Genomic DNA, 23,067 nt, shown 5'->3' with positions numbered 1-23,067 from the left:
TCATAAAAACATCTATTTAAATGAGGTGATTTGATGCAAGTTTCGGTTGAGACTTTAAAAGGTTTAGAACGTAAAGTGACCATTTCGGTACCTACCGAAAAAGTAGAGGAAGAAGTGAGCCTGCGCCTCAAAAATCTAGCTCGCAAGGTTAAAGTAGATGGTTTTAGACCAGGTAAAGCCCCTTTCCCCGTTATTAAAAAACGTTATTCAGATGGCGTGCGTCAAGAAGTTGCGCGGGATATGGTGCAATCCACATTAAGTGAAGCAATGGAACAAAAAAAATTAGTTCCGGTAGGTTATCCTTCTATCGAACCAGAACAATTGGAAGAAGGGAAAGATTTTAAATACAGTGCGACTTTTGAAGTGTTCCCCGAAATTAACATAAATGAGTTAGATCAAGATAAAGTTGAAATCATATCCTGTGAAGTAAAAGACAGTGATGTAAATGAAATGATCGAAAAATTACGGGAACAAAATAAAGACTGGCATGAAGTTTCACGTAAAGTAAAAGAAGGCGATAAAGTTATTGCTAATTTTGAAGGTTTTATAAATGATGAACCCTTTGAAGGCGGTAAAGCCAATGATTTTGAAATTGTTATTGGCTCCAAAAATATGATCCCCGGTTTTGAAGAAGGTTTAATTGGCGCTCAAAAAGATAAGGAATTCGATCTGAAAGTGACATTTCCAAAAGAATATGGGGCGCAAGAGTTAGCAGGTAAAGACGCCACTTTTAAAGTAACTGTTACTAAAGTAATGGAAGGAAAATTACCGGCGTTGGACGATTCTTTTGCTGAAAAATTTAATATCAAAGGCGGTATGGACGCGCTTAAGAAAGATATTAATGACAATATGACGCGCGAATTGGAAAGACGTGTAAGCTCTTTAAACAGAGAAAAAATATTTGATAAACTGCTAGAAAAAAATGCTTTTGAAATACCCAATTCGTTAGTAAACCAAGAAATTGAACACCTGAAACATGAAATGTTTCATCGTATATTTGGTCCAGAACATCATGATCATGAGAAGATTCCTGATTTCCCACGCTCAATGTTTGAGGAACAAGCAACGCGACGTGTTCATCTAGGTCTATTATTCTCTGAATATGTTAAAAAACATCAACTCGTAGCCGACAAAGATCGCGTTAATGGGATGATTGACAAGTTTGCTGGTGCTTACGAAAGCCCCGAAGAATTACGAGAGTGGTATAGAGGCAATAAGGAAAGAATGGCCGAAGTAGAAGCTTTGGTTATGGAAGAAATTGTTTCTGATAAAATTCTTGAAAATGCAAAAGTAAGCAAGAAAACAATGAAATACCAGGATGTTATGAATCCTAAGCAAGAGAAAGAAGAAGAAAAGGAAAAGAGCAGCAAGAAAGAAAGTAAAAAAGAAAGTAAAAAGGACAAAGAAGAGAAAGGAGCTTAAACATGCGGGGTTACTCTGAACAGATAAGAAATGCCAGTCATCTAGTTCCTATGGTGATTGAACAAACAGCAAGAGGTGAACGCTCGTATGATATCTACTCACGTCTTCTCAAAGAGAGAATTATCTTTTTATTGGGTGAAGTAGAAGATCATATGGCTAATTTAGTCGTTGCTCAGTTGCTATTTTTAGAGTCTGAGAACCCCGAGAAAGATATTTCATTGTATATAAATTCACCAGGTGGAGTGGTCACGGCTGGCCTTGCTATTTATGATACAATGCAATTTATAAAACCTGATGTAAGTACTCTCTGTGTAGGCCAGGCAGCTAGCGCAGCTGCTTTATTATTATGCGCGGGTGCTGCGGGCAAACGCTATTGTTTACCTAACTCACGCGTTATGATTCACCAGCCTCTAGGGGGCTATCGAGGCCAGGCAACCGATATTGAGATCCATGCTCGTGAAACCTTAGCAGTAAGAGAAAGGTTAAATAGTATTATGGCCAAGCACACAGGAAAAACACCTGATAAAATAATGATAGATACGGAACGCGATAATTTTATGAGTGCTACTCAAGCCGCTGAATATGGATTAATCGACAAAGTGTTATACGATAGGGATGAGAAATAGAAAGTAGGTTGGGCCAGAGCTAAGGACCATTACTTTTTAATGACTGTCATTCCTGCGTAAGCGGAAATTTATTCGTAGCCTGGTTGCTTGCAACCAGGGTTTCAATCTTAACGAAGAGTGGGGCTGAAACTAACGATTTTGTTTAACCGCGCGCAAAGCCATGAAGGAGTGGGATTTTAAATCCACGGAAAGGTTCGAAGATGAGAGCCGAATGTTAAACTGGCGATTAATTTCTAATTGACTAAAATTTTACTAAAAGAGATGTTTTAGTAAAAAAGGGGTTTAGTAGATGAGTAAAACCGGAAACGGCAATGAAGAGAAAGTTTTATACTGTTCCTTTTGTGGTAAAAGCCAGCATGAAGTAAAAAAATTAATTGCTGGACCTTCTGTTTTTGTCTGCGATGAATGTGTTGAATTATGCAATGATATAATCCGGGAAGAAACCCAAGAAGTTCATGAAGAGACTGAAACCCACCTGCCCACACCAAAAGAAATCGCAGCTTTTCTTGACGAATATGTTATTGGTCAACCCCATGCAAAAAAAGTTTTATCGGTAGCGGTATACAATCACTACAAACGTATGCAACATAAAAGTGAAGAAGGCTTGGAGTTAGGTAAAAGCAATATCCTTCTTATCGGTCCTACGGGTAGTGGTAAAACTTTACTTGCGCAAACATTAGCCAGGTTATTAAATGTTCCTTTTGCAATGGCTGATGCGACTACGCTTACAGAAGCAGGGTACGTTGGTGAAGATGTTGAAAATATCATTCAAAAATTATTACAGAAATGTGATTACGATATTGAAAAAGCCCAACGGGGAATTGTTTATATTGACGAAATTGATAAAATTTCTAGAAAATCAGATAACCCCTCAATTACTCGGGATGTATCCGGCGAAGGCGTCCAACAAGCTTTATTGAAACTAATTGAAGGGACAATTGCCTCCGTTCCTCCACAAGGTGGCAGAAAACATCCTCAACAGGAATTTTTACAAGTAGACACTTCTAATATTTTATTTATTTGCGGTGGGGCTTTTGCAGGACTTGAGAAAGTAATAAGAGATCGAAGTGATAAGTCAGGTATTGGCTTTTCCGCAGAGTTAAAAAATAAAAAAGACGGGGCAGATCTTGAAAAAGTAATGGACTCACTAGAGTCTGAAGATTTGGTAAAATATGGTCTCATACCTGAGTTTGTTGGCCGTCTCCCGGTTGTTACCTCGCTACATGAATTAAATGAAGATGCCCTTGTGGCCATTCTTACACAGCCTAAGAACGCACTCACCAAGCAATTTCTTGCTCTTTTTAAAATGGAAAATGTGGAGCTTGAATTTCGTGAAGATGCGCTTCGACTTATCGCTAAAAAAGCACTTTCCAGGAAGATTGGTGCTCGTGGTTTACGGTCCATCCTTGAAAATATTCTTTTAGACACCATGTATGAATTACCTTCCTTGGAAGGTGTTCATAAAGTTGTTGTTGATGAGAATGTTGTTAACAATGCTGCAAAACCTCTCTTGATTTATCAAGACGAGCAATCCGTGGCTAGTGGTACTGAGTAATTAAATTAGTCAGTACCTCAAAAAATAGTTTGCAACAAAAAGTTTCACGTCCGCATTTTAGTTGAAAGGGATCATAATGTCTGAGAATGAGTTGACGCTACAAAATAAAGAATCATTAGATAATTTACCTGTTTTACCACTACGAGATGTGGTGGTTTATCCACATATGGTTATTCCCTTGTTTGTAGGCCGCGAAAAATCAATCCGTGCTTTAGAAGCGGCTATGATAAACAATAAACAAATATTTTTAGTTGCCCAAAGAAAATCTGCGCATGATGATCCCACCCCTGCAGATATTTTTGATTTAGGTACTATTTCAAGTGTTCTGCAATTACTAAAATTACCTGATGGAACAGTAAAAGTACTTGTCGAAGGCGAGCGTAGGGCGCGGGTGAAAGAGTATCACCAATCTCAAAATTATATTACCGCCAATCTGGAACCTATTGAGGAAGTAAGCGACGCTTTAAAACAAGTTGAAATTGAGATTTTAATGCGTTCTATCATGTCTCAGTTTGAACAATATATAAAATTAAATAAAAAAATCCCACCCGAAGTACTGAGTTCCATGGCTGTGATTGAAGAGCCCGGGCGTTTGGCGGATACCATTGCGGCTCACTTAACCCTTAAGGTTGAGGATAAACAGATATTATTAGAAACATTGGACGTTGGTGCGCGTTTAGAAAAATTAATGGCGGTTATTGAAACAGAAATCGATCTTTTACAAGTAGAAAAACGCGTGAGAGGTCGGGTGAAACGTCAAATGGAAAAAAGCCAGCGCGAGTATTACCTCAATGAGCAAATGAAGGCCATTCAAAAAGAACTGGGGGACATGGGTGAAGAAGGTAATGAAATCGAGCAGCTAGAGAAATCAATTATCAAAGCAGGAATGCCTAAAGAAGCCAAGGAAAAAGCGCTTTCTGAATTGCAAAAATTAAAAATGATGTCACCTATGTCTGCCGAGGCGACAGTCATTCGCAACTATTTAGATTGGATGCTTTGTGTACCGTGGAAAAAGAAATCCAAAATTCAATTTGATTTACGTAAAGCGGAAAAAATATTAGATAAAGACCACTACGGTTTAGAGAAAGTAAAAGAGCGTATTCTTGAGTACCTCGCTGTACAACAGCGCGTAAAACGTATTAAAGGGCCTATTTTGTGTTTGGTAGGGCCCCCAGGTGTAGGAAAAACATCATTAGGACAATCCATTGCCAACGCTACAGGCCGAACCTTTATCCGCATTGCATTAGGAGGCGTTAGAGACGAGGCCGAAATTCGTGGCCATCGCCGTACCTATATTGGCTCCATGCCTGGCAAGATTATACAAAAGCTTTGCAAGGCGAAGGTGAAAAATCCTCTTATTATGCTCGATGAAGTGGACAAAATGGCTATGGATTTTCGTGGCGATCCTGCTTCTGCACTATTGGAAGTACTCGATCCGGAACAAAACCATACCTTCAATGATCACTATTTGGAAGTAAACTATGATTTAAGCGATGTAATGTTTATTGCTACCGCTAACTCGCTTGAAATACCTGCTCCCTTACTGGATCGTATGGAAGTTATTCGTTTGGCCGGATATACCGAAGATGAAAAAGTTCATATCGCTGAAAATTATCTGGTTCCCAAACAACAGTCATTAAATGGCTTAAAAACGGAAGAAATAGATATAACCAGTGGTGCGATACACGAAATTATACGTCACTACACACGTGAAGCCGGTGTTCGAAATTTAGAACGTGAGATAGCGCATATTTGCCGGAAAGTAGTCAAAGATATTTTGACCCATAACAAGAAGCGTAAAATAGTGGTGGGCAAAAATAATATTGAAAAATTCTTAGGGGTGGAAAAGTTTCGCTATGGTTTGGCTGAGCAGTTTGATCAAGTCGGCCAAGTCACAGGACTTGCATGGACTAGTGTAGGCGGCGAGCTTCTAACGATTGAAGCCTCTATGATGCCAGGAAAAGGTAAAACCTTGCATACCGGCCAATTAGGTGAGGTGATGCAGGAATCTATTCATGCCGCTATGACTGTAGTAAGAAGTCGGGCAAAGCTCTTTGATTTAGCGGAGGATTTCTTCGAGAAACAAGATTTCCACGTGCACGTACCCGAAGGTGCGACACCTAAAGATGGGCCTAGCGCAGGAATAGGAATGTGTACGGCTTTAGTCTCCGTAATAACGCAAATCCCCGTCCGTGCTGATGTGGCAATGACAGGTGAAATAACTTTACGTGGGCAAGTTCTTCCAATTGGCGGTTTAAAAGAAAAGTTATTAGCTGCGCATCGCGGAGGAATCAAACATGTCATCATTCCTGAGGAAAATAAAAAGGATTTGGTGGAAATTCCAGATAACGTCTTGAAAAAACTAACAATTCATCCCGTAAAAAATATAGAACAGGTATTACAAATAGCGCTGCAAAAAAGTCCGTTGGTTCATGAGCCTACTGTAATTTCTACTTTTCCGGAGCAAAGTGCAAAAAAAAACGGAAATAAGGATTTACACGCCTCTGAATAACGGGTATATTTCTCGTCGTTGCCCGCTACTGGCGGGCTCTCAAGGAAGTAACAAGCTTGACTAGAGCGGATGAATCTGATTTAATCAGCTCCGGAAAAGGATGAATAATCAGCAAAGGGGAAATGATGAATAAAAGTGAATTGGTTGAAGCCATCGCTAATGGTTCAGGAGTAACAAAAGCAGATGCTAATAGAGTGCTAGATACATTTATGGCAACTATTACAGATGTGCTGAAACGTGGCGATCAAGTTGTTTTACCAGGATTCGGATCTTTCTCAACTGGTAACCGCTCTGCGCGTACCGGACGTAATCCGCAGACAGGAAAGGCTATTCAGATTCCAGCTTCACGTGTTGCCAAGTTTAGAGCTGGCAAAAAACTAAAAGAAGCTGTACAGAAGTAATTTTCTGGGTGCTTAGCTCAGCTGGGAGAGCATCGCCCTTACAAGGCGAGGGTCGCAGGTTCGATCCCTGCAGCACCCACCATGAATTGGAGTGGTAGTTCAGCTGGTTAGAATATCGGCCTGTCACGCCGGGGGTCGCGGGTTCGAGTCCCGTCCACTCCGCCAGCACAAAGCGCGCCTAACTGGCGCGTTTTTTTTACCAAGATAATCAATACTCGTCAAATGGAGATGTGGTATTTGAGGGAATCGACTTTATATACGTACCGTATATAATACATGACTCCAAAGAGTGTATATCAATAAATGGAACTCCTCATATGTTGCAGAAGTTAAATGAACGTATTCAAGGTGTTGTGGCTTGGGTAGTAATAATACTAATCGCAGTCACGTTTACGTTATTCGGTATTGATTACTATATGCAATCTCGCCAAAACTCCAATACCCAAATTGAGGTAAATGGCCAGGCTATATCCAAAGATTCTTTTGAATTGCAGTACCGACGCACTCGCCAAATGCGTGATCCCGCACAAATTACGGCTGCCAATGAGAACAACTTAAAAAACCAGGTTCTTGATAATATGGTTGCCACAACCGTGAGTCTGCAAGCTGCGCGTGCTAATGGCTTTGAAGTGAGTCCTAATCAAGCCGACGCTGCTATTTTTGGTATTCCGCAGTTCCAAGAAGATGGGCATTTCTCTGCAGATCGTTATCAGCAAGCACTAAGTGGCGCTTTTTATACGCCGGAAACTTTTCAAAAAGAAATCCAGCAGGGCATGCTGCTTAACCAGCAACGTTTTGCATTTATCGGCACGGCTTTCGCTTTACCCTCGGAAATTAAACGATTTGTTAGATTGTATTTGCAAACAAGAGATTATAGTTACCTGACTATTCCTGCTTTTCCATTCATTAAACAAGTGTCGGTGAGTGAAGAAGAAATTAAAGATTATTATGTTAAAAACAAACAGGAATTTTTAACCCCTGAAATGGTGAGCGTTGATTATGTAAGTTTGTCTATGCAAGGCTTGAGAGCAAAACTTTCGGTTACGGACGAACAAATTAATCGCTACTATGAGGAAAATCAAAGCAACTACTTAACCCCTGCACAATGGCAAGTGGCGCATATATTATTTTCCACGCCTGTTAATGCTTCGCCTGAAGAGCAAGCAAAGGCAAAAGAAAAAGCGGATAAGGTCTTTGAAGAATTACAAAAAGACCCCGGCGTTTTTGAGGAAAAAGTTTTAGCATTGTCTGATGACAAAATATCTGCACGAAATAAAGGTATTCTTCCTTGGATTACTGCTGGACAATCTGAATTTGACAAAGTTTTACTGGATTTAACCAAGCCTGGCGAGATTTCGACCCCTGTTAAGTCGCAACATGGTTATGAAATTTTTAAAGTAGTGGATTATAAGCCGGCTGTTGTTAAACCTTTGGCAGAAGTGCAAGATCAAATTAAAGATGAGCTTTTGAATGAGCTTGCGCAAACACAATATTCACAAGCTCTAGAGCAAATGGCTGATCTTAGCTATCAATCTCCTGACTCTTTAACACCTGTAGCTGAAGCTTTAAATCTCATCATAGAGCATTCACAGCCTTTTTCACGTGAGGGCGGGGAAAACGAGTTTACAAAGAACAAGCAAGTTATTAATGCAGCTTTCAGTCAAGATGTTTTAGAAATGGGCAATAATAGCGCACCTATTCAAGTTGATAATGATAACGTTGTGGTTTTACGGGTTAACCGACATGTTCCCGTTACAGAAAAAAGTCTTCCCGAAGTAAACGCTGCTATCTTCGATCTGCTTGCCAAGCAAAAAGCTGCTTTAGCTGCTAAAAAAGTGGGAGAAGAATGGCTTAAAGCTGGAAATGACCCTGCTACCCGCGAAAAAATTATTGCAGAAAATAATTTACAGTGGCGAGAAGTTACTAAGTCGTCCCGAGAGGGAGTAGACCATGAGATTGAAATGATAAACGAACTTGCATTCAATTTGCCAAGAGCAGGGGAAACTGCCGGCAGTAATTTGGATAACGGTGATTATGTTATCGTTCAATTAAGACAAATTAATGATGGCCAGGTAGAAAATCTGGATGATGAGCAAAAAGCGAGTATTACTCAGCAAATTGAAGCTACATACGGTATTTTAGATTATGACTTGTACATTCATTCGTTGATTGCCAAGGCGAAGATAGATAAGCCATAAGCTGTTTTTCTCTGATTTACGTAGGTTGGGCCGCCAGGCCCAACAATCTGTTCACCATCTCTTGTTGGGCCTGACGGCCCAACCTACTTTCTTCCATACTTGAAAAAATAATAGTCAAATAGTACAATCTGCACAACGTTTTAACTCTAGGAGTAACAATGGCTGGGAAATTAACCGATAAGCAATATAAAGATCTGTATTATGGCTTATTACGCCATTATCAATATTGTAGAGAGAGAGGTATTAACGAGTACTGGCAAATCAGGCAGGAGCTCTTTGCAGCGGTAAATACACTGCTTGGAGAGCGTAGATTTCCTGGCATAAAAGAGACGGAATATGCCAATTTATATAATGCAGTTGAAGTATTTGCCAAAGCGACTCCAGCTGGAAGAACGCTTAAAGAAGAGACTATGCCTTCTTCCATGCTCTCCTACCAACCTGTGACATCGTCAGTACAAATAAATAATTATTATCAATCTTCTTTATCACGTTGGGATGATTTTATTTTTTTTACCCCTCGTCCTATTCCTTATTATCCTCCTGTAGTAGTGATAGATCGATCTAGTAATACTTCGAATGACGATAAGAAAAAAAATGATATGTTTGCGAGCTTGGCAATCCTTGGGCTCGTATTATTTGCGGTAGCTGCTACGGGGATTGCAGTTTATTATCTTCTTAAAGAGATATCGCATAATATGGAGCGATTTACCTATAATGAGGGTTGGTTTCAGGCGGCAACCTCTATGTGTAGTATGGCGGCTTTTGCGTTTGCCTCCTCTTGGTTTTGTTCTGCCTTCCTGACTTCTCCGCTTTCGACCTTGGCAATTAGCCTCGGAATGGCAAACCCCTTAAGTGCTGCTATGTTTGGAGTTGTTTGTTGTAGCATTCTAGGCACCGCAGCCGCAACCTTTATATTTACCCTTATCCAACAAAAAATGCTAAAAAATAGCAACCCTGATGCATTGGATGCTAACGATCCGTATCGTTATATAATTTCACCATCACAAGAAGAGGCTCTCGAAGAAAAAAGAATAAACCCGGTGGCAGTAAAATTGGCAATAATTGCCCTGCGCGCAGAGATGTCTGAAGAGCAACCTATGCACCGTTTGTGGAGCTGGCGTACTCAGGTTACAAAAAAAAATATGGATACTATTCGTAAGCTGAAATCAGGGGATTTAGATGAAGTGAAAGTAGGCGATTTATCCTTTGACTGCCGTAAATATGATGTTGTCTCCAGCTACACGGCTTACCCTGCTGCATATGGGCAACCGCCAGCATATAATCCCTATTCTGTACCCTCCGCGCCTCCTGCGGATTCGCGTTTCGGCATATAAGTTTGAATAAAAATCCCCCATTAGGGGGATTTTTATTTATTTAGAAAAAAGTATCGAGTTAATTATCACTCATCTAAATCCACATTGGACACCGCGTGATAGCCTGCATCGACATGCACTACTTCCCCGGTAATTCCTGAAGCCAAGTCAGAGCAAAGAAACGCTGCTGCATTACCTACTTCCTCGGCGGTAATATTGCGTTTTAATGGGGTAATATTTGCATAGGCTGCTTGTATTTTACGAAAATCTTTAATCCCAGCTGCTGCTAATGTTTTTATTGGTCCTGCAGAAATGGCGTTAATACGCAACCCTTTGGGTCCCAAGCTTGCTGCTAAATAGCGCACAGCCGCTTCTAAACTGGCTTTTGCAATACCCATAACATTGTAATTTGGGACGGCTTTTTCTGCTCCATAATAACTAAGGGTAAGCAAGGAGCCCTTGGTATCTTTCATTAATGGTAAAGCTGCTTTTGCCAGAGCCACTAAACTATAAGCGCTGATGTCGTGGGCAATACGAAAGCCTTCACGGGAAGCGTTTTCTACATAATCCCCACCAATTTGATCTTGGGGTGCAAAAGCGACAGAATGGATGACTATATCGAGTTTATTCCATTTACTGCCTAACTGCTCAAATACCGATTGAATTTCTAGATCGCTGGCTACATCACAAGGAAAAGTTAAACGGGATCCAAATTCTGCCGCCATGTTCTCAACACGTTCTTTTAATTTTTCATTTTGATAAGTAAAAGCTAACTCAGCACCTTGCTCATGAAAAGCCTTAGCAATTCCATAGGCAATGGAACGATTACTCGCCAAGCCTACGATTAGTGCTTTTTTTCCGCTTAAAAATCCCACAATAGGTCTCCTCATTTATGTGAAGCTAATAGTTCACGCATTTTGGCTTGAATCATGTCAATGGCAATCCGATTCTCACCTCCGCGAGGAACAATTATATCTGCGTATCGGCTGGACGGTTCAATAAATTGTAAATACATAGGTCTAACCGTTGTCTCATATTGGTGCAATACTGATTCGAAAGAACGGTTTCGCTCCACAACATCACGCATCAACCGGCGGCTTAGGCACACATCCAAAGGAGCGGACATAAAGATACGAATATCCATTAACTCCCGTAATGTTTTATCACTAAAAAGCAGGATCCCTTCTAATACAATAATTGCATGCCCACCCACCGTACGGGTTTCTGGCATCCTAATATGTTTGGAGTGGGAATATATTGGTACTTCGATAGAGTGGCCGCGCTGCAATTGTTTTAAATGCTCACAAAGCAAAGCATGGTCAAAAGCATCAGGGTGATCAAAATTAATTTTTTCTCTTTCCGCCATAGGTAAATGGCTATTATCTTTATAATAGGAATCCTCGGAAATAACTACTACTTGATCAGAGCCAAGTTCATTAACAATGGTATTGGCTAACAGACTTTTACCGGAGGCAGAAGGGCCGGCAATCCCAATGATGATAACTTTTTTACTCATAATAATAAGGCTGATTATTTAGTGCAAATGGTAAGGGTTTATCTAGAGAAATTCAATGTTCTCATGCTATCTGTAATCACTAATTACTCTCTTCGTGTGACTAAGTGAAGAGGTAGCATTGATTTCGCTAGCGCTGCATTAAGCTACTCCTCGTTACGTACAGCTATTTTCTATTTTTCCTCAATAACACATATAAAGCCCCCGTGCCTCCATCACGTGGTAAAGCACTATGAAAAGCAATGACTTGGGGAAGTTGCCGTAACCATTGATTGACATAATTTTTTAGCAAGGGGAGATCGCCATGTCGACCCCCTTTACCATGAATAACCAGAATCAAGCGCTTATTCATATCACTATACGCTTCAATCAAATGGCATAATGTGTCGGCGGCTGTTTCAAAACGAACGCCGTGTAAATCCATCTTTGCTTCCCATTTGATTTTGCCTGATTTCAATTCTTGAAAACGATTAGCAGGTATATCTGGTTCGCAATAGCTTAAAATTGTTTCAGGGCCAACTTCTTCAAAAATAGTGTGGCTGAGTCCATATTTTCTGGAAATATCAGGCTTAGGGATTACATCGGGTTTTCCAGTAGAGTCTTCTTTATTTGGTATTTTTAAATTCGCTACGGTGCTACGGAAGAGTTTTTTATCTTCATCAGATACTTCATTTGCCATATTTATTACGGATAAAACAATTTATTTAAGTATAACCCTTCTCTGTTCCATATTTAAAAATATGCTAAAATAGTCCCCTTTTTCTTTTAAAATTTTTTCATAAGGTTTCTATATGAAGTCGCAAAAATCCCTCGCGTCTCTGTTGCCATTATTTTTAGTATTATTCATTGATGGGATGGGATTAGGCTTGCTTTTCCCTATTCTAAATTCCATTTTAATCGAGCCTCAAGCGGGTTTTTTACCGGTTGATATGAGTATCAATACCCGCGATTTTTTATATGGGTTAACTATCGGCATCTTTATGATTTGCTGGTTTTTCGGAGCTGCTATTTTAGGGGATTTATCCGACAATATTGGTAGGAAACGCTCGTTAATGATTTGTTTAATTGGGTCGTTTATAGGATATTTCTTATCCGCCATTGCGGTGTTATTTCACAGCTTTAGTTTTCTTCTCCTCGGACGTATTATCGCCGGCTTTACTGCCGGGAGCCAACCGATTGCTCAAGCTGCTATCGTAGACGTAAGTACTGAAGAAAATAAAGCCCGTAATATTGGATTTATTTTACTCGCGGTCTCCTTGGGGTTTGTATTTGGACCTATTTTTGGTGGGTTGCTTTCCAATTCTCAATTAGTTTCCTGGTTTAATTTTGATACGCCAATGTATTTTGCAGCTCTATTGTCTTTGTTAAATGCGTTCTTATTGCATTGGTCATTTGAAGAAACTTTTGCCAAAGGTAATGAAACAAAAATAAAAATTAAATGGCATCATGCAGTACATATTTTTATTTCAGCATTTAAGCATCCAGGTATTAAGAAGTATTCGATTGTACTATTAATTATGATTTTCGGTTGGTCTAATTATTTTTCGTTTATCTCTCTCTATTTATTAGAGGTTTACCACTATTCCGCAATGCTGAATTCTTTTTTCCTGGCGGTTATGGGTTTAGGATTTAGCTTAGGTTGTGGTTATGTTGTAAATTGGGCAACGCAGCGTTACTCTCATGTTAATGTAGTAATTAATGGCTTATTGGCTACTGCGTTATTAGTTTTGGTAACTCTCTTGTCTAAAGAGCAATGGGTGGCTTGGGTAGCTACCCTTCTTATTGGCATTAGTCTATCCGTTGCATATTCGGTTTTGTTAACTATCTTTTCTGACCAGGTGGGAGACAAAGAACAAGGATGGGTAATGGGAGTTACTGGCTCCATTATGGCTCTTTGCTTTGGGTTAACTTCTATTTTTACAGGGCTAATTGCTCAAATTGGCGCCATACTGCCTATGTTGTTAGCCTGTGGGGGATTAGCACTAAGTGCTGTTTTTCTGGTGTTATTTAAAATAACAGGTAAACCCAAATTAACTTATTCTGAATCTTAAAGGAATTAAAAAATGGCGGGAGCATTTGCAAATGAAACCAAGACATTTAATACCATAATTGATTTTCTACGTTTTGGAATTTCCAAAGCCAACGCCCAAAATATATACTTTGGTCACGGTACGGACAATGCCTATGATGATTTATTCCATTTGATTTTAGAAACGTTATTTTTACCCTTCGATTTGGGTCCGATTTTTTTGCAAAGCGTCTTAACAACAGAAGAGAAAAACCTTTTGTGTAATCGGCTGGAACAGAGAATCATTGAGCGTATTCCTGTGCCGTATATAACGAATAGAGCCTATTTTTGCGATTTACCTTTTTACGTTGACAAAAGAGTGCTCATTCCCAGATCGCCTATTGCTGAGTTAATTAAACAGTATTTTTTACCTTGGATTGAAAAAGATGTAAAAAATATATTAGATCTTTGCACCGGCAGCGGTTGTATTGCTATTGCCTGTTCCCATGCTTTCCCGGAAGCGATGGTTGATGCAGTAGACATCTCGGCAGATGCCTTAAAAGTGGCCAAAATCAATTGTGAAATGCATGGGGTTGAAGAAACCGTTCATTTGATACAATCTGATTGTTTTACAAATGTTCCTCCAAAAAAATACGATTTAATCGTTAGTAACCCTCCCTATGTGAGCCAGGATGAAATGCAAATATTACCGCAAGAATATTTGCATGAACCCCGTCTTGCTTTGGAAGCGAAAGGGAAAGGATTGGCAATTGTCGATCAGATTTTAAAAAATGCTGTTAACTATTTAAATGATGAAGGTATTTTGGTTGTCGAAGTAGGAAATAGCGAAGAGGCTCTTATCGCTAAATATCCACAAGTTCTGTTCACATGGTTGGACTTTGAAAAAGGGGGGCATGGAGTGTTTCTTCTAACAGCCCAACAATTAAAAGAGTATGGCCACTACTTCGCATGAGCGGCAACACTTTTGGCACATTGTTCACTGTAACCACTTTCGGCGAGAGCCATGGCAAAGCCATTGGTTGTATCGTTGATGGCTGTCCTCCTTTGCTAAAACTTGACGAAAGCCGCATCCAACCCTTTCTTGATAAACGGCGTCCTGGCCAATCTAAATACACGACGCAAAGACGCGAGGAAGATAAGGTTCAAATTCTTTCGGGAGTATTTGAGGGTGTGACTACGGGAACGCCTATAACTCTACTAATTGAAAATACCGATACGCGTAGTCGCGATTATGAAGAAATAAAGGATCTCTATAGGCCCGGTCATGCAGACTTTACCTATCAGCAGAAATATGGGATTCGCGATTATCGCGGCGGTGGACGCTCTTCAGCAAGAGAAACTGCTGCTCGCGTTGCTGCTGGCGCAATTGCCAGGTTATATTTAAAAGAATTTTTAAATATAACCATTCTGGGTTATCTACAGCAAATGGGGCCTATCGAAGTTGTTTTTGAAAGTGAAAAGGAAATTAATAACAATCCTTTTTTCTGCCCTAATGCGCATCAGATTTCTGAATTAGAAGAATATATAAACGCCATACGTCGAGAGGGGGATTCGATAGGTGCCAAAATAGGGGTGTTGGCAAGGAATGTTCCTGTGGGCTTGGGCGATCCCGTATTCGATAAACTTGACGCTACATTGGCTTACGCAATGATGTCGATTAATGCAGTGAAAGGGGTAGAAATTGGCGCTGGATTTGATGTGGTTCGGCAAAAAGGAAGTGAACACCGCGATGAGTTAACTAAAAAGGGTTTTTTATCTAATAATGCAGGTGGTATTTTAGGGGGGATTTCTACAGGTCAAGATGTAATTGTAAGTATGGCGATAAAGCCAACTTCAAGCATTATAAAACCTGGAAAAACCATAGATATCTATCAAAATGAAAGAGAGATTGTAACGAAGGGACGTCACGACCCCTGCGTGGGAATTCGAGCGGTGCCTATTGCAGAAGCGATGATGGGACTTGTTTTAATGGATCATTATTTGCGTCATAAAGCCCAAAATATGAAATAATGTTGGGTTTGCGGTCTGAGGTATCTCCATCTATAAAAGATGTCATTCCCGCGTAGGCGGCAATCTATTTTTAAGTTGGTACAAATTTAAATAATAGAAATGGATTCCCGCCTACGCGAGAATGACAAGGTAAGATAAAGAATGAGGGACCTCAAATTTAGCCACCTACGAATTGAGGATAAAACATGTCAAAATTAATTAATATAGCAATTGTAGGAGCAACAGGAGCTGTTGGGGAAACGTTTATTAGTGTTTTAGAAGAAAGAAATTTCCCCGTGGCGGAATTGTTTCCTTTAGCTAGTGCTCGCTCAAAGGGTAAAACTATTCAGTTTAACTCTAAAGAATACGACATTCTTGATTTAGCGGAGTTCGATTTTTCTAAAGCGGATATTGCCCTTTTTTCCGCAGGAGGAGATGTCTCCAAGCAATATGCGCCTATTGCAGCAGCGGCAGGGTGTATTGTAGTTGATAACTCTTCCGCTTTTCGTTATGAAGAGGATATTCCTTTGGTGGTTCCGGAGGTAAATCCCCACCGAATAGCTGACTATACCAACAGAGGGATTATTGCTAACCCTAATTGCTCAACTATTCAAATGGTTGTCGCTTTAAAACCCATTTATGATGCCGTGGGTATTTCTCGAATCAACGTTGCCACCTATCAGGCGGTTTCGGGTACCGGCAAAGAAGCTATTCATGAATTGGTAAAGCAACTGACAGAATTATTAAATGGCCGTCCAATTACCTCCTCTGTTTACCCTAAACAAATTGCTTTTAACGTTTTGCCACATATTGATGAATTTCAAACAAATGGGTATACCCGTGAAGAAATGAAAATGGTTTGGGAGACACAAAAAATTATGGAGGATGACAGTCTTATGGTTAATCCTACAACAGTACGAGTACCTGTATTGTATGGGCATTCCGAAGCTATCCATTTGGAGCTAAAATCACCGTTGACTTCTGATGATGCGCGTGCCTTATTGAAAAAAGCTCCTGGAGTAAAAGTAATAGACAACCCCTCTAAATTGGAATATCCCACCCCTATTACGCATGCGAGTGGGCATGATGAAGTTTTCGTGGGTAGAATAAGACAGGATATCACTCATCCTACAGGTCTTAATATGTGGGTCGTAGCTGACAATATCCGCAAAGGTGCAGCCACCAATGCCATTCAAATTGCAGAAATTCTGTACAAAGAGTATTTATGATTTATACTAATACAGGATACTGAGGTAATGTAGGTTAAGTCTTACGGCCTGATGAACCTCTCATTTTTAGAGCAGTTGTAGGTTGGTGCCGCCAGGCCCAACAAACGATCTTGCTAATGAATGTTGGGCCTGCGGCGCCAACCTTCATTTAGAAAGTTGGACCGCTTGGTGGCTTGTTTCCAAATGGGAGGATTCCTCAGGCCTCGCGGCCCCAATCTACAACCTGGTATTTAGAAGTGTCTTGGGTATATAAATTATGATAAAGCGTATTACAGATATTCAACTCCCAGATGGTACCACAGTTGTTAAAACCTCTTTTTTGGTGGACGAAAGCGATACCATGGAAAGAGAGCGTCGGCTTAACGAGCAACAAGGGCATAGACAGTTAGGTGTTAAGGTCAATGCGCGTGATCACACCGAAAAACGCGAACCGGCGCCAGAAGGAGAGTTACAAAATGACATTCTTGCACATCCTGAGTTGGAAAACAGGCAAGATCTCGATGGCTATGATCCAAACGTCAGCCCGGCTCCGCCTTTAAATACCGATGCCAGACGGGAATTTGATAATGAACGGCGCGAGCAAGAAATGGAAAAACAATTACGTCTAGGTAATATGCCTAAATTCACAGCTCCAAGACCCAATCAACCATGAGTATAGCAAATGACATCTTAAGCCGACGCGTACCTGACTTCGATCGTTATGTCCGTGCTGGAGACTCATTAGATGATATTGATGAGTATGGTTTTACCCCGCTTATAGAAACGGCTATTACAAAACAAGTTCACATTGCTGAACTATTAATAAACCGTGGGGTAGAAATTAATAAACCTGATGTGACCGGCAGGACTGCTTTGCATTGGGCGGTTGATAATAATGATATGGATATGGCGCGTTTATTACTCGTTCACGGGGCTGATGCCAATGCTTATACACGCGCGGGTCTTTCAATTTTAGTTTATCCTGTATTGCGCGGCCAAGAAGAGTTAAAACACTTGTTATATCAATATGGAGCTAAATTAGACTTTGCGCTGGATTTTATCTATGCAAAATTACTTGGCCATCGTTTTGAATTAAAAGGTGACGTAGACATTGTTACTGCAAAAGACGAATTCATAGAGCTGGATTATGAAGGTTTTATTTTAGAGTTTACCGTAGCAGTAGTAAAAGATGCTTTAAGACGATTCACGGGCAGTTATTCTACCCGCCACCTGAGAAGATATTTTCCTTATTTGCATTCCATTATAGATAGTTTTAATAGTGCAGAAGAATTATTAAAACTACAGCGGCAAGTTCCTTTTGCAGAAGCACAAATAGATACTTTACATACATTAATGCAGTCACCTTTGTTGATTCTTCCCGCCGCTAGTCGTGGTCATGCTATGTGTTTTGTGCGTTATCAAGAGTGGTGGGCAAAGATTGACCGCGGTGAAAATAGCCTTAAAGAAGGAAGTGTAAATCTTTATCGTATTTCCAATCCCAAAGGATTTGATTTAAGTTTCGTACAGGATTTTTTATATAAAAAGCAACCACGCCGTTTCTTTCACCAAACCATCAATCAGCGCCTAGGCTTAATACCTGTTGCTACCATGCCTATAAGCTCCCAAATAACTGGCAACTGTTCTTGGGCAAATGTGCAGGCCGTAGTACCCGTGGCTTATGCCATGCAACAATTGGCAGGTTTTGGAAAATTTTCTAATGATGAAGCAATCGCTCTTTATAATATGTGGGTAGAGTGGGATAAAGATCGCTCCCTTGATGAATGTATTCAACGTTTTTATTTGGCAAATCCTTTAAGGAAGGCAAGCTACGCTGCAATGCTAGGCGGCGTGCTTTTTCAAGCTTGCGATGCAACCGTTCCCCTTGATTTACAACGTGCTGAAAAAATACTAACTATTCTTACATTGCCCGAATACAACTATATATTACAAAGCTACTTAGACACATACTGTATTAAGCGTTTGACCAGGCGTGGGAATAATTTATTAAAAATTTTGGATGATTGTGGGGTAAACCCTAATATTGGGGTTACCCCTATTGCTACCGGATTAAAACCGCGGGAGTAATCAAAACCCTTCGCGCCGCGACCGCAATTAACTATTCGCTGGGCTCTCTAACCGCAGTTTTCTTCTTCGCCTCTGCATTCAAAGGAATTACCCGCCCGCTTTGCTGAGGTACTGCATTAGGGTTAGTGCGTTTTTTTCCCCCCTGGCGAGTTTGTTGGTTTGGCCGTCTTCTACGATTTTGGTTTCTTTTTTGTTGATTGCCGGTTTGTTTTTCGTAGGCCGGCTTTTGTTTTTCTTTTGCTATAGGCTCTTCAACTTCCTTAGCAAATAAGTTATTCCATAGGCGTATAAAAAAACCAACTTCTTTATGCCTGCTGAACGCCTGTCTTTCATAAGCTTTAACCACCGGCTCGTCGGTTTTTGAACCCTCTTCAGAACGGATTACTGCTAACTCAGGCTGCTGAATCAATGAATAGCTGGGTTTCTTATTTTTTCCTACATTATCTTCTTTTAAACGAATAATATTATAGTGCGGGGCATGCAAATAAGGATTTGCAATAATAAGTACTCTTACACCATGGCGCTTTTCTATATTTAAAATAAAATCGCGTTTTTCATTGATAATGAAAGTTGCAATTTCAACAGGAAGTTGCACTTGAATTTCTGCAGTTTTTTCTTTTAAAGCCTCTTCTTCAATTAAGCGAATAATTGACAAGCTATGGGATTGAATGCTACGTACTGTGCCCCGGCCTTCGCAACGAGGACAGACATCTTGCGCAGACTCCCCTAAAGACAGACGTAAACGTTGTCGTGACATTTCTAAAAGACCAAAGCGAGAGATGCGGCCCACTTGAATGCGTGCTCTATCGGCTTTTAAGGCTTCTTTAAGACGATTTTCAACATCGCGCTGGTTTTTAGCCGAGCTCATATCAATAAAATCAATAACTACTAACCCACCGAGATCACGTAGTCGCAATTGTCTTGCAATTTCATCTGCTGCTTCTAGATTTGTGTTTAATGCAGTAGCTTCAATATCTGCACCGCTGGTTGCCTTAGCAGAGTTAATATCAATAGAAACTAAAGCCTCTGTGCGATCAATAACCAGGGCGCCACCAGAAGGTAATGGCACTTCACGCCGGTAAGCCATTTCAATTTGGCTTTCAATTTGATAATAGTTAAAAAGAGGAACAGTACTATTGTAGAGTTTTAGGTTGGGGAGAAAGTCAGGCTTTACCTGCTCAATAAATTGTTTAGCTTTTACATAAGAAGCTTGGTCATCAATAATAATTTCCCGAATGGATTTACGTAAATTATCCCTAATGGAGCGAATAATTACGTCTCCCTCCTGGTGGATAAGGCAAGGGGCAAGCTGGGTGTTATAAGCATTTTTAATTGCCTGCCACTGATTTAATAACATGTCCAAATCGGCTTGTAATTCATCTTGGCTTTTACCAACTCCCGCCGTGCGAATGATAAGTCCCATATCTTCATTTAGATGTAATGAATTTAAGGTTTCTTTGAGCTCATCGCGGTCGTCGCCTTCAATACGACGTGAAATGCCGCCAGAACGAGGACTATTGGGCATAAGAACCAAATAACATCCTGCGAGTGTAATAAAAGTAGTTAAAGCAGCGCCTTTATTACCCCGTTCTTCTTTATCTACTTGAATTAATAATTCTTGCCCTTCGCGAATTAAAGCAGTGATAGGGGGCTTTTCATCACCCGCGGGAACTTGCTTTAAGTATTCAGGCGCTATTTCTTTGAGAGGAAGAAAGCCTTGTTTTTTTGCGCCATATTCAACGAATACTGCATCCAGGCTAGGTTCTCTTCGTGTGACTATCGCTTTGTAAATATTTCCTTTTTTCTTTACTTCCGTGGGACAATCGATGTCCAGGTCAAATAACTGATGATCTTGGACAAGTGCAACACGTACTTCTTCCGTTTGTGTCGCATTAATTAACATTTTTTCCATCTTAAACCCCATTTTATGGGCGCATACTCAAGATAGAAGAGTAAAAGGCGGATACTACTGCTGAATTATTATTTTCATTTTTAAATAATCTTTGGTGTAGCGATTATTTACATGAGTTGTTCATCTCGAGAAAATAATTGAATTCAAATATTCAATAATATCTAATTTACGCAACACTCCATACCTTAAGAGGGAGTCACATTTCTTAGGAGAAATTTACCAAATATTTTATCTGCAAACGTGGCGAAGCATGTTGAAAAATAATTATTTTTTACGAAAGAAAATTTGTCATTCGCCAACAGTTTCAGCTTTATTAAATACTGAAGCTTATTTTGCAGGGTAAAATAGTTTGGAGACATACTCTTAATGACAGACCACACGCATTTTACTTTTGCTTTCCCAAGCGCAAAAAGCGTTAGCTCAAAAATAGAATTTTGAAGTTTCTTGGGTTTATAGCATGTCAAACATGCGAGGGTATCTGATGAGTTCTTATTCAATTTAGCTCTGGTACTGGGTTGCTTCCTTTATTCTATCTTAAGAGAAGCGCATTTTTATTTCATGTGGCGTTTTACGGCCATAACTATTTTATTTTGTATAAAATATAAAATTCTGTCGCAGAATATAAATCTGCTTATGTATAATATAACATAAATTGACTCTGGAAAATAGATTATTAATGGGTGATGTTCGCTATACCGAGATAAATGCTGAAGAAGAAGGGCAACGATTAGATAATTATTTGCTACGAATTTTAAAAGGCGTCCCTAAAAGCCGTATCTATCGCATCATCAGGGCCGGGGAGGTCAGGGTGAATAAAAAAAGGGCGCAGGCGTCTACGCGTCTTTCGGCTGGGGATATCATACGTATTCCTCCTGTTCGTATGAGTAGCGAAGAGATTGGAATAAAAATACACTCCCATGTAAGCCAACGGCTAAACGATTGTATATTGTACGAAGACAATCATTTATTAGTTTTAAACAAACCGGCAGGCATGGCGGTTCATGGGGGAAGTGGGCTTAGCTTAGGGATAATTGAAGCCCTGCGAAAAATCCGAGCGGATATTCCCTATTTGGAGCTAGTCCATAGATTAGATAAAGAAACCTCTGGTTGTTTGATTCTTGCTAAACGACGAAGCACATTGCGCGCCCTGCATGCACTGCTGGAAAAGCGTGAGGTAACCAAAATCTATTGGGCTTTGCTAGTAAAGCCCTGGAAGGGTAAGAAAGTGGTAGATGTTGATGTTTCTCTTGAGAAGAATACCTTGCAATCAGGAGAAAGAATGGTTGTGGTAAATCCTCAAGGCAAAGCGTCGCGCACAACTTTTAAGTTACTTGAAAATTTTTCCCGGGCGTGTTTGGTGGAAGCTACACCTAAAACAGGAAGGACGCATCAAATTCGTGTACATAGTGCCCATCTTGGCCATCCAATCCTGGGGGATGAAAAATATGGAGGAGAGCTGCCTATTCCTGAGCTAAAGTGCAAATTAAGGCGTTTATATTTGCATGCGCACTCGATTCATTTTACTCTGAATGAGAAAGAATATTCCTTCGTTGCAGATTTAGATGATAGATTTTCCAATACTTTAACCGTATTACGAGAGTTAAAAATTAATGAGTAAGTCTTACCGCTTAATTGTTTTTGATTGGGAAGGGACACTAGGTGATACTTTAGGCCAACTTGTTCATACTCTTCGTCAAGAAGCAAATCGTTTGCAGCTTGGTGAATTTAATGAAGATTTGGCTAGAAAATATTTAATGATGGGAATGCCTTTCGCTATTAGTCAGCTATTTCCACAACTAACGTTACGGCAACAAGAAGAATTAATAGAAGCGGTGCAATATACGCCAAGCTCCCGCTCACAAGTTTATCTTTTACCGGGGGTCAATGCTATATTGAATCAGCTTGCCCAGGCCGGGATTGAAATGGCCGTGGCTAGTAATAAAAGTCAAAATTCTTTAACTCGTGTTTTACAAAACTCAGGCGTGGGTGCTTTTTTTAACGTCACCAGGACAGCAAGTCAGGCCCCCGCTAAACCTTGCCCGCAAATGCTAGAAGAAATAATTGATTTTTGTGGGGTTGATAGGACGCAAACGTTAATGGTGGGTGATTCCGTTTCTGATATTGAAATGGCTATTCGTTTAGATGTAGATGCAGTAGGGATTGATTTTTATTATCAAGAAAGTCAGCGTAAAGCATTAAAAGAAGCCGGTGCTTTACAAGTTTTTACAAATTATCAGGAATTTGCTAATTACTTAAAATTACCATGATAACGGATGCAACCAGTAAAAAAATGAGAGAGGTCAA

General features: G+C 40.1%; 19 protein-coding genes and 2 tRNA genes. 17 read left to right on the top strand and 4 right to left on the bottom strand.

The window, feature by feature from the left end; genetic code table 11:
* Nucleotides 1-33: 33 nt before the first annotated feature.
* The 9 genes from tig to EL206_RS01725 all read left to right on the top strand — a co-directional run bounded on the left by tig (nucleotide 34) and on the right by EL206_RS01725 (nucleotide 10,048).
* A complete protein-coding gene (gene tig / locus EL206_RS01765; protein WP_058461203.1) occupies nucleotides 34-1,422 on the top strand; it encodes a trigger factor in 1,389 nt (462 codons plus the stop codon).
* A 2-nt stretch (nucleotides 1,423-1,424) separates the two neighbouring features.
* Complete coding sequence (gene clpP / locus EL206_RS01760) at nucleotides 1,425-2,048, top strand: ATP-dependent Clp endopeptidase proteolytic subunit ClpP (protein ID WP_058461204.1); 624 nt, start codon at nucleotides 1,425-1,427, stop codon at nucleotides 2,046-2,048.
* 289 nt (nucleotides 2,049-2,337) lie between these two features.
* Complete coding sequence (clpX, locus tag EL206_RS01755) at nucleotides 2,338-3,603, top strand: ATP-dependent Clp protease ATP-binding subunit ClpX (RefSeq protein WP_058461205.1); 1,266 nt, start codon at nucleotides 2,338-2,340, stop codon at nucleotides 3,601-3,603.
* Between the two features lie 76 nt (nucleotides 3,604-3,679).
* The gene (gene lon, locus EL206_RS01750) at nucleotides 3,680-6,115 is read left to right on the top strand and encodes an endopeptidase La (RefSeq protein WP_058461206.1); all 2,436 of its coding nucleotides are present in this window, start codon (nucleotides 3,680-3,682) and stop codon (nucleotides 6,113-6,115) included.
* Nucleotides 6,116-6,240: 125 nt separating this feature from the next.
* A complete protein-coding gene (locus EL206_RS01745) occupies nucleotides 6,241-6,516 on the top strand; it encodes an HU family DNA-binding protein (RefSeq protein ID WP_058461207.1) in 276 nt (91 codons plus the stop codon).
* Nucleotides 6,517-6,522: 6 nt separating this feature from the next.
* Nucleotides 6,523-6,598: transfer RNA gene (locus EL206_RS01740), tRNA-Val, on the top strand.
* Nucleotides 6,599-6,604: 6 nt separating this feature from the next.
* Nucleotides 6,605-6,681, top strand: a tRNA-Asp gene (locus EL206_RS01735).
* Nucleotides 6,682-6,833: 152 nt separating this feature from the next.
* Complete coding sequence (locus EL206_RS01730; protein WP_058461208.1) at nucleotides 6,834-8,714, top strand: SurA N-terminal domain-containing protein; 1,881 nt, start codon at nucleotides 6,834-6,836, stop codon at nucleotides 8,712-8,714.
* 158 nt (nucleotides 8,715-8,872) lie between these two features.
* Nucleotides 8,873-10,048, top strand: coding sequence for a hypothetical protein (locus EL206_RS01725; protein WP_058461209.1), 1,176 nt, complete (start codon nucleotides 8,873-8,875; stop codon nucleotides 10,046-10,048).
* Nucleotides 10,049-10,113: 65 nt separating this feature from the next.
* Here EL206_RS01725 and EL206_RS01720 read toward each other — a convergent pair whose 3' ends face one another.
* The 3 genes from EL206_RS01720 to EL206_RS01710 form a co-directional block, all read right to left on the bottom strand.
* Nucleotides 10,114-10,917, bottom strand: a complete 804-nt coding sequence (locus EL206_RS01720; RefSeq protein WP_131739660.1) for an enoyl-ACP reductase FabI — start codon at nucleotides 10,915-10,917, stop codon at nucleotides 10,114-10,116.
* Entirely contained in the window at nucleotides 10,914-11,543 is a 630-nt protein-coding gene (gene udk, locus EL206_RS01715; protein WP_058461211.1) for a uridine kinase, read from the bottom strand. The genes EL206_RS01720 and udk overlap by 4 nt, the downstream gene beginning before the upstream one ends.
* 163 nt (nucleotides 11,544-11,706) lie before the next feature.
* Complete coding sequence (locus tag EL206_RS01710; RefSeq protein ID WP_058461212.1) at nucleotides 11,707-12,219, bottom strand: Smr/MutS family protein; 513 nt, start codon at nucleotides 12,217-12,219, stop codon at nucleotides 11,707-11,709.
* Between the two features lie 112 nt (nucleotides 12,220-12,331).
* Here EL206_RS01710 and EL206_RS01705 point away from each other — a divergent pair, with 112 nt between their 5' ends.
* The 6 genes from EL206_RS01705 to ankH all read left to right on the top strand — a co-directional run bounded on the left by EL206_RS01705 (nucleotide 12,332) and on the right by ankH (nucleotide 18,851).
* Nucleotides 12,332-13,591: an MFS transporter gene (locus EL206_RS01705; protein WP_058461213.1), complete on the top strand. Its 1,260-nt coding sequence runs from the start codon at nucleotides 12,332-12,334 to the stop codon at nucleotides 13,589-13,591.
* 12 nt (nucleotides 13,592-13,603) lie between these two features.
* A complete protein-coding gene (gene prmB / locus EL206_RS01700; RefSeq protein ID WP_058461214.1) occupies nucleotides 13,604-14,521 on the top strand; it encodes a 50S ribosomal protein L3 N(5)-glutamine methyltransferase in 918 nt (305 codons plus the stop codon).
* Nucleotides 14,518-15,579, top strand: coding sequence for a chorismate synthase (gene aroC, locus EL206_RS01695; protein WP_058461215.1), 1,062 nt, complete (start codon nucleotides 14,518-14,520; stop codon nucleotides 15,577-15,579). Before prmB ends, aroC begins: the two co-directional genes overlap by 4 nt.
* 185 nt (nucleotides 15,580-15,764) lie before the next feature.
* Nucleotides 15,765-16,787, top strand: a complete 1,023-nt coding sequence (locus tag EL206_RS01690) for an aspartate-semialdehyde dehydrogenase (protein ID WP_058461216.1) — start codon at nucleotides 15,765-15,767, stop codon at nucleotides 16,785-16,787.
* A gap of 256 nt (nucleotides 16,788-17,043) precedes the next feature.
* Nucleotides 17,044-17,439 carry a hypothetical protein gene (locus EL206_RS01685; RefSeq protein WP_058461217.1) on the top strand — a complete coding sequence of 132 codons (396 nt, stop codon included), beginning with the start codon at nucleotides 17,044-17,046 and terminating at the stop codon, nucleotides 17,437-17,439.
* A complete protein-coding gene (gene ankH, locus EL206_RS01680) occupies nucleotides 17,436-18,851 on the top strand; it encodes a Dot/Icm T4SS effector AnkH/LegA3 (RefSeq protein WP_058461218.1) in 1,416 nt (471 codons plus the stop codon). Before EL206_RS01685 ends, ankH begins: the two co-directional genes overlap by 4 nt.
* 31 nt (nucleotides 18,852-18,882) lie before the next feature.
* Here the strand turns inward: ankH and EL206_RS01675 are convergent, their stop codons facing one another.
* Entirely contained in the window at nucleotides 18,883-20,763 is a 1,881-nt protein-coding gene (locus EL206_RS01675; RefSeq protein ID WP_058461219.1) for an Rne/Rng family ribonuclease, read from the bottom strand.
* A 676-nt stretch (nucleotides 20,764-21,439) separates the two neighbouring features.
* Between EL206_RS01675 and EL206_RS01670 the strand changes: the two genes are divergently transcribed.
* Both EL206_RS01670 and EL206_RS01665 read left to right on the top strand, forming a co-directional pair.
* Entirely contained in the window at nucleotides 21,440-22,381 is a 942-nt protein-coding gene (locus EL206_RS01670; RefSeq protein ID WP_058461221.1) for an RluA family pseudouridine synthase, read from the top strand.
* Nucleotides 22,374-23,030, top strand: coding sequence for an HAD family hydrolase (locus EL206_RS01665; protein WP_058461222.1), 657 nt, complete (start codon nucleotides 22,374-22,376; stop codon nucleotides 23,028-23,030). Before EL206_RS01670 ends, EL206_RS01665 begins: the two co-directional genes overlap by 8 nt.
* The last annotated feature ends 37 nt before the right edge of the window (nucleotides 23,031-23,067 follow it).

This window comes from Legionella adelaidensis (assembly GCF_900637865.1).
GTDB lineage: Bacteria > Pseudomonadota > Gammaproteobacteria > Legionellales > Legionellaceae > Legionella_A > Legionella_A adelaidensis.
Note: the sequence above shows the minus strand (reverse complement) of the source record. Positions and strands in the feature narration are given on the sequence as shown.

What these genes read in the sequence shown, in the direction of transcription:
- EL206_RS01710 (WP_058461212.1), bottom strand. Translation starts at nt 12,219, where the DNA reads ATGGCAAATGAAGTATCTGATGAAGATAAAAAACTCTTCCGTAGCACC.
- EL206_RS01720 (WP_131739660.1), bottom strand. Translation starts at nt 10,917, where the DNA reads ATGAGGAGACCTATTGTGGGATTTTTAAGCGGAAAAAAAGCACTAATC.
- aroC (WP_058461215.1), top strand. Translation starts at nt 14,518, where the DNA reads ATGAGCGGCAACACTTTTGGCACATTGTTCACTGTAACCACTTTCGGC.
- EL206_RS01670 (WP_058461221.1), top strand. Translation starts at nt 21,440, where the DNA reads ATGGGTGATGTTCGCTATACCGAGATAAATGCTGAAGAAGAAGGGCAA.
- EL206_RS01675 (WP_058461219.1), bottom strand. Translation starts at nt 20,763, where the DNA reads ATGGAAAAAATGTTAATTAATGCGACACAAACGGAAGAAGTACGTGTT.
- EL206_RS01705 (WP_058461213.1), top strand. Translation starts at nt 12,332, where the DNA reads ATGAAGTCGCAAAAATCCCTCGCGTCTCTGTTGCCATTATTTTTAGTA.
- EL206_RS01685 (WP_058461217.1), top strand. Translation starts at nt 17,044, where the DNA reads ATGATAAAGCGTATTACAGATATTCAACTCCCAGATGGTACCACAGTT.
- clpP (WP_058461204.1), top strand. Translation starts at nt 1,425, where the DNA reads ATGCGGGGTTACTCTGAACAGATAAGAAATGCCAGTCATCTAGTTCCT.
- clpX (WP_058461205.1), top strand. Translation starts at nt 2,338, where the DNA reads ATGAGTAAAACCGGAAACGGCAATGAAGAGAAAGTTTTATACTGTTCC.
- EL206_RS01730 (WP_058461208.1), top strand. Translation starts at nt 6,834, where the DNA reads ATGTTGCAGAAGTTAAATGAACGTATTCAAGGTGTTGTGGCTTGGGTA.
- tig (WP_058461203.1), top strand. Translation starts at nt 34, where the DNA reads ATGCAAGTTTCGGTTGAGACTTTAAAAGGTTTAGAACGTAAAGTGACC.
- EL206_RS01665 (WP_058461222.1), top strand. Translation starts at nt 22,374, where the DNA reads ATGAGTAAGTCTTACCGCTTAATTGTTTTTGATTGGGAAGGGACACTA.
- EL206_RS01690 (WP_058461216.1), top strand. Translation starts at nt 15,765, where the DNA reads ATGTCAAAATTAATTAATATAGCAATTGTAGGAGCAACAGGAGCTGTT.
- prmB (WP_058461214.1), top strand. Translation starts at nt 13,604, where the DNA reads ATGGCGGGAGCATTTGCAAATGAAACCAAGACATTTAATACCATAATT.
- udk (WP_058461211.1), bottom strand. Translation starts at nt 11,543, where the DNA reads ATGAGTAAAAAAGTTATCATCATTGGGATTGCCGGCCCTTCTGCCTCC.
- EL206_RS01725 (WP_058461209.1), top strand. Translation starts at nt 8,873, where the DNA reads ATGGCTGGGAAATTAACCGATAAGCAATATAAAGATCTGTATTATGGC.
- lon (WP_058461206.1), top strand. Translation starts at nt 3,680, where the DNA reads ATGTCTGAGAATGAGTTGACGCTACAAAATAAAGAATCATTAGATAAT.
- ankH (WP_058461218.1), top strand. Translation starts at nt 17,436, where the DNA reads ATGAGTATAGCAAATGACATCTTAAGCCGACGCGTACCTGACTTCGAT.
- EL206_RS01745 (WP_058461207.1), top strand. Translation starts at nt 6,241, where the DNA reads ATGAATAAAAGTGAATTGGTTGAAGCCATCGCTAATGGTTCAGGAGTA.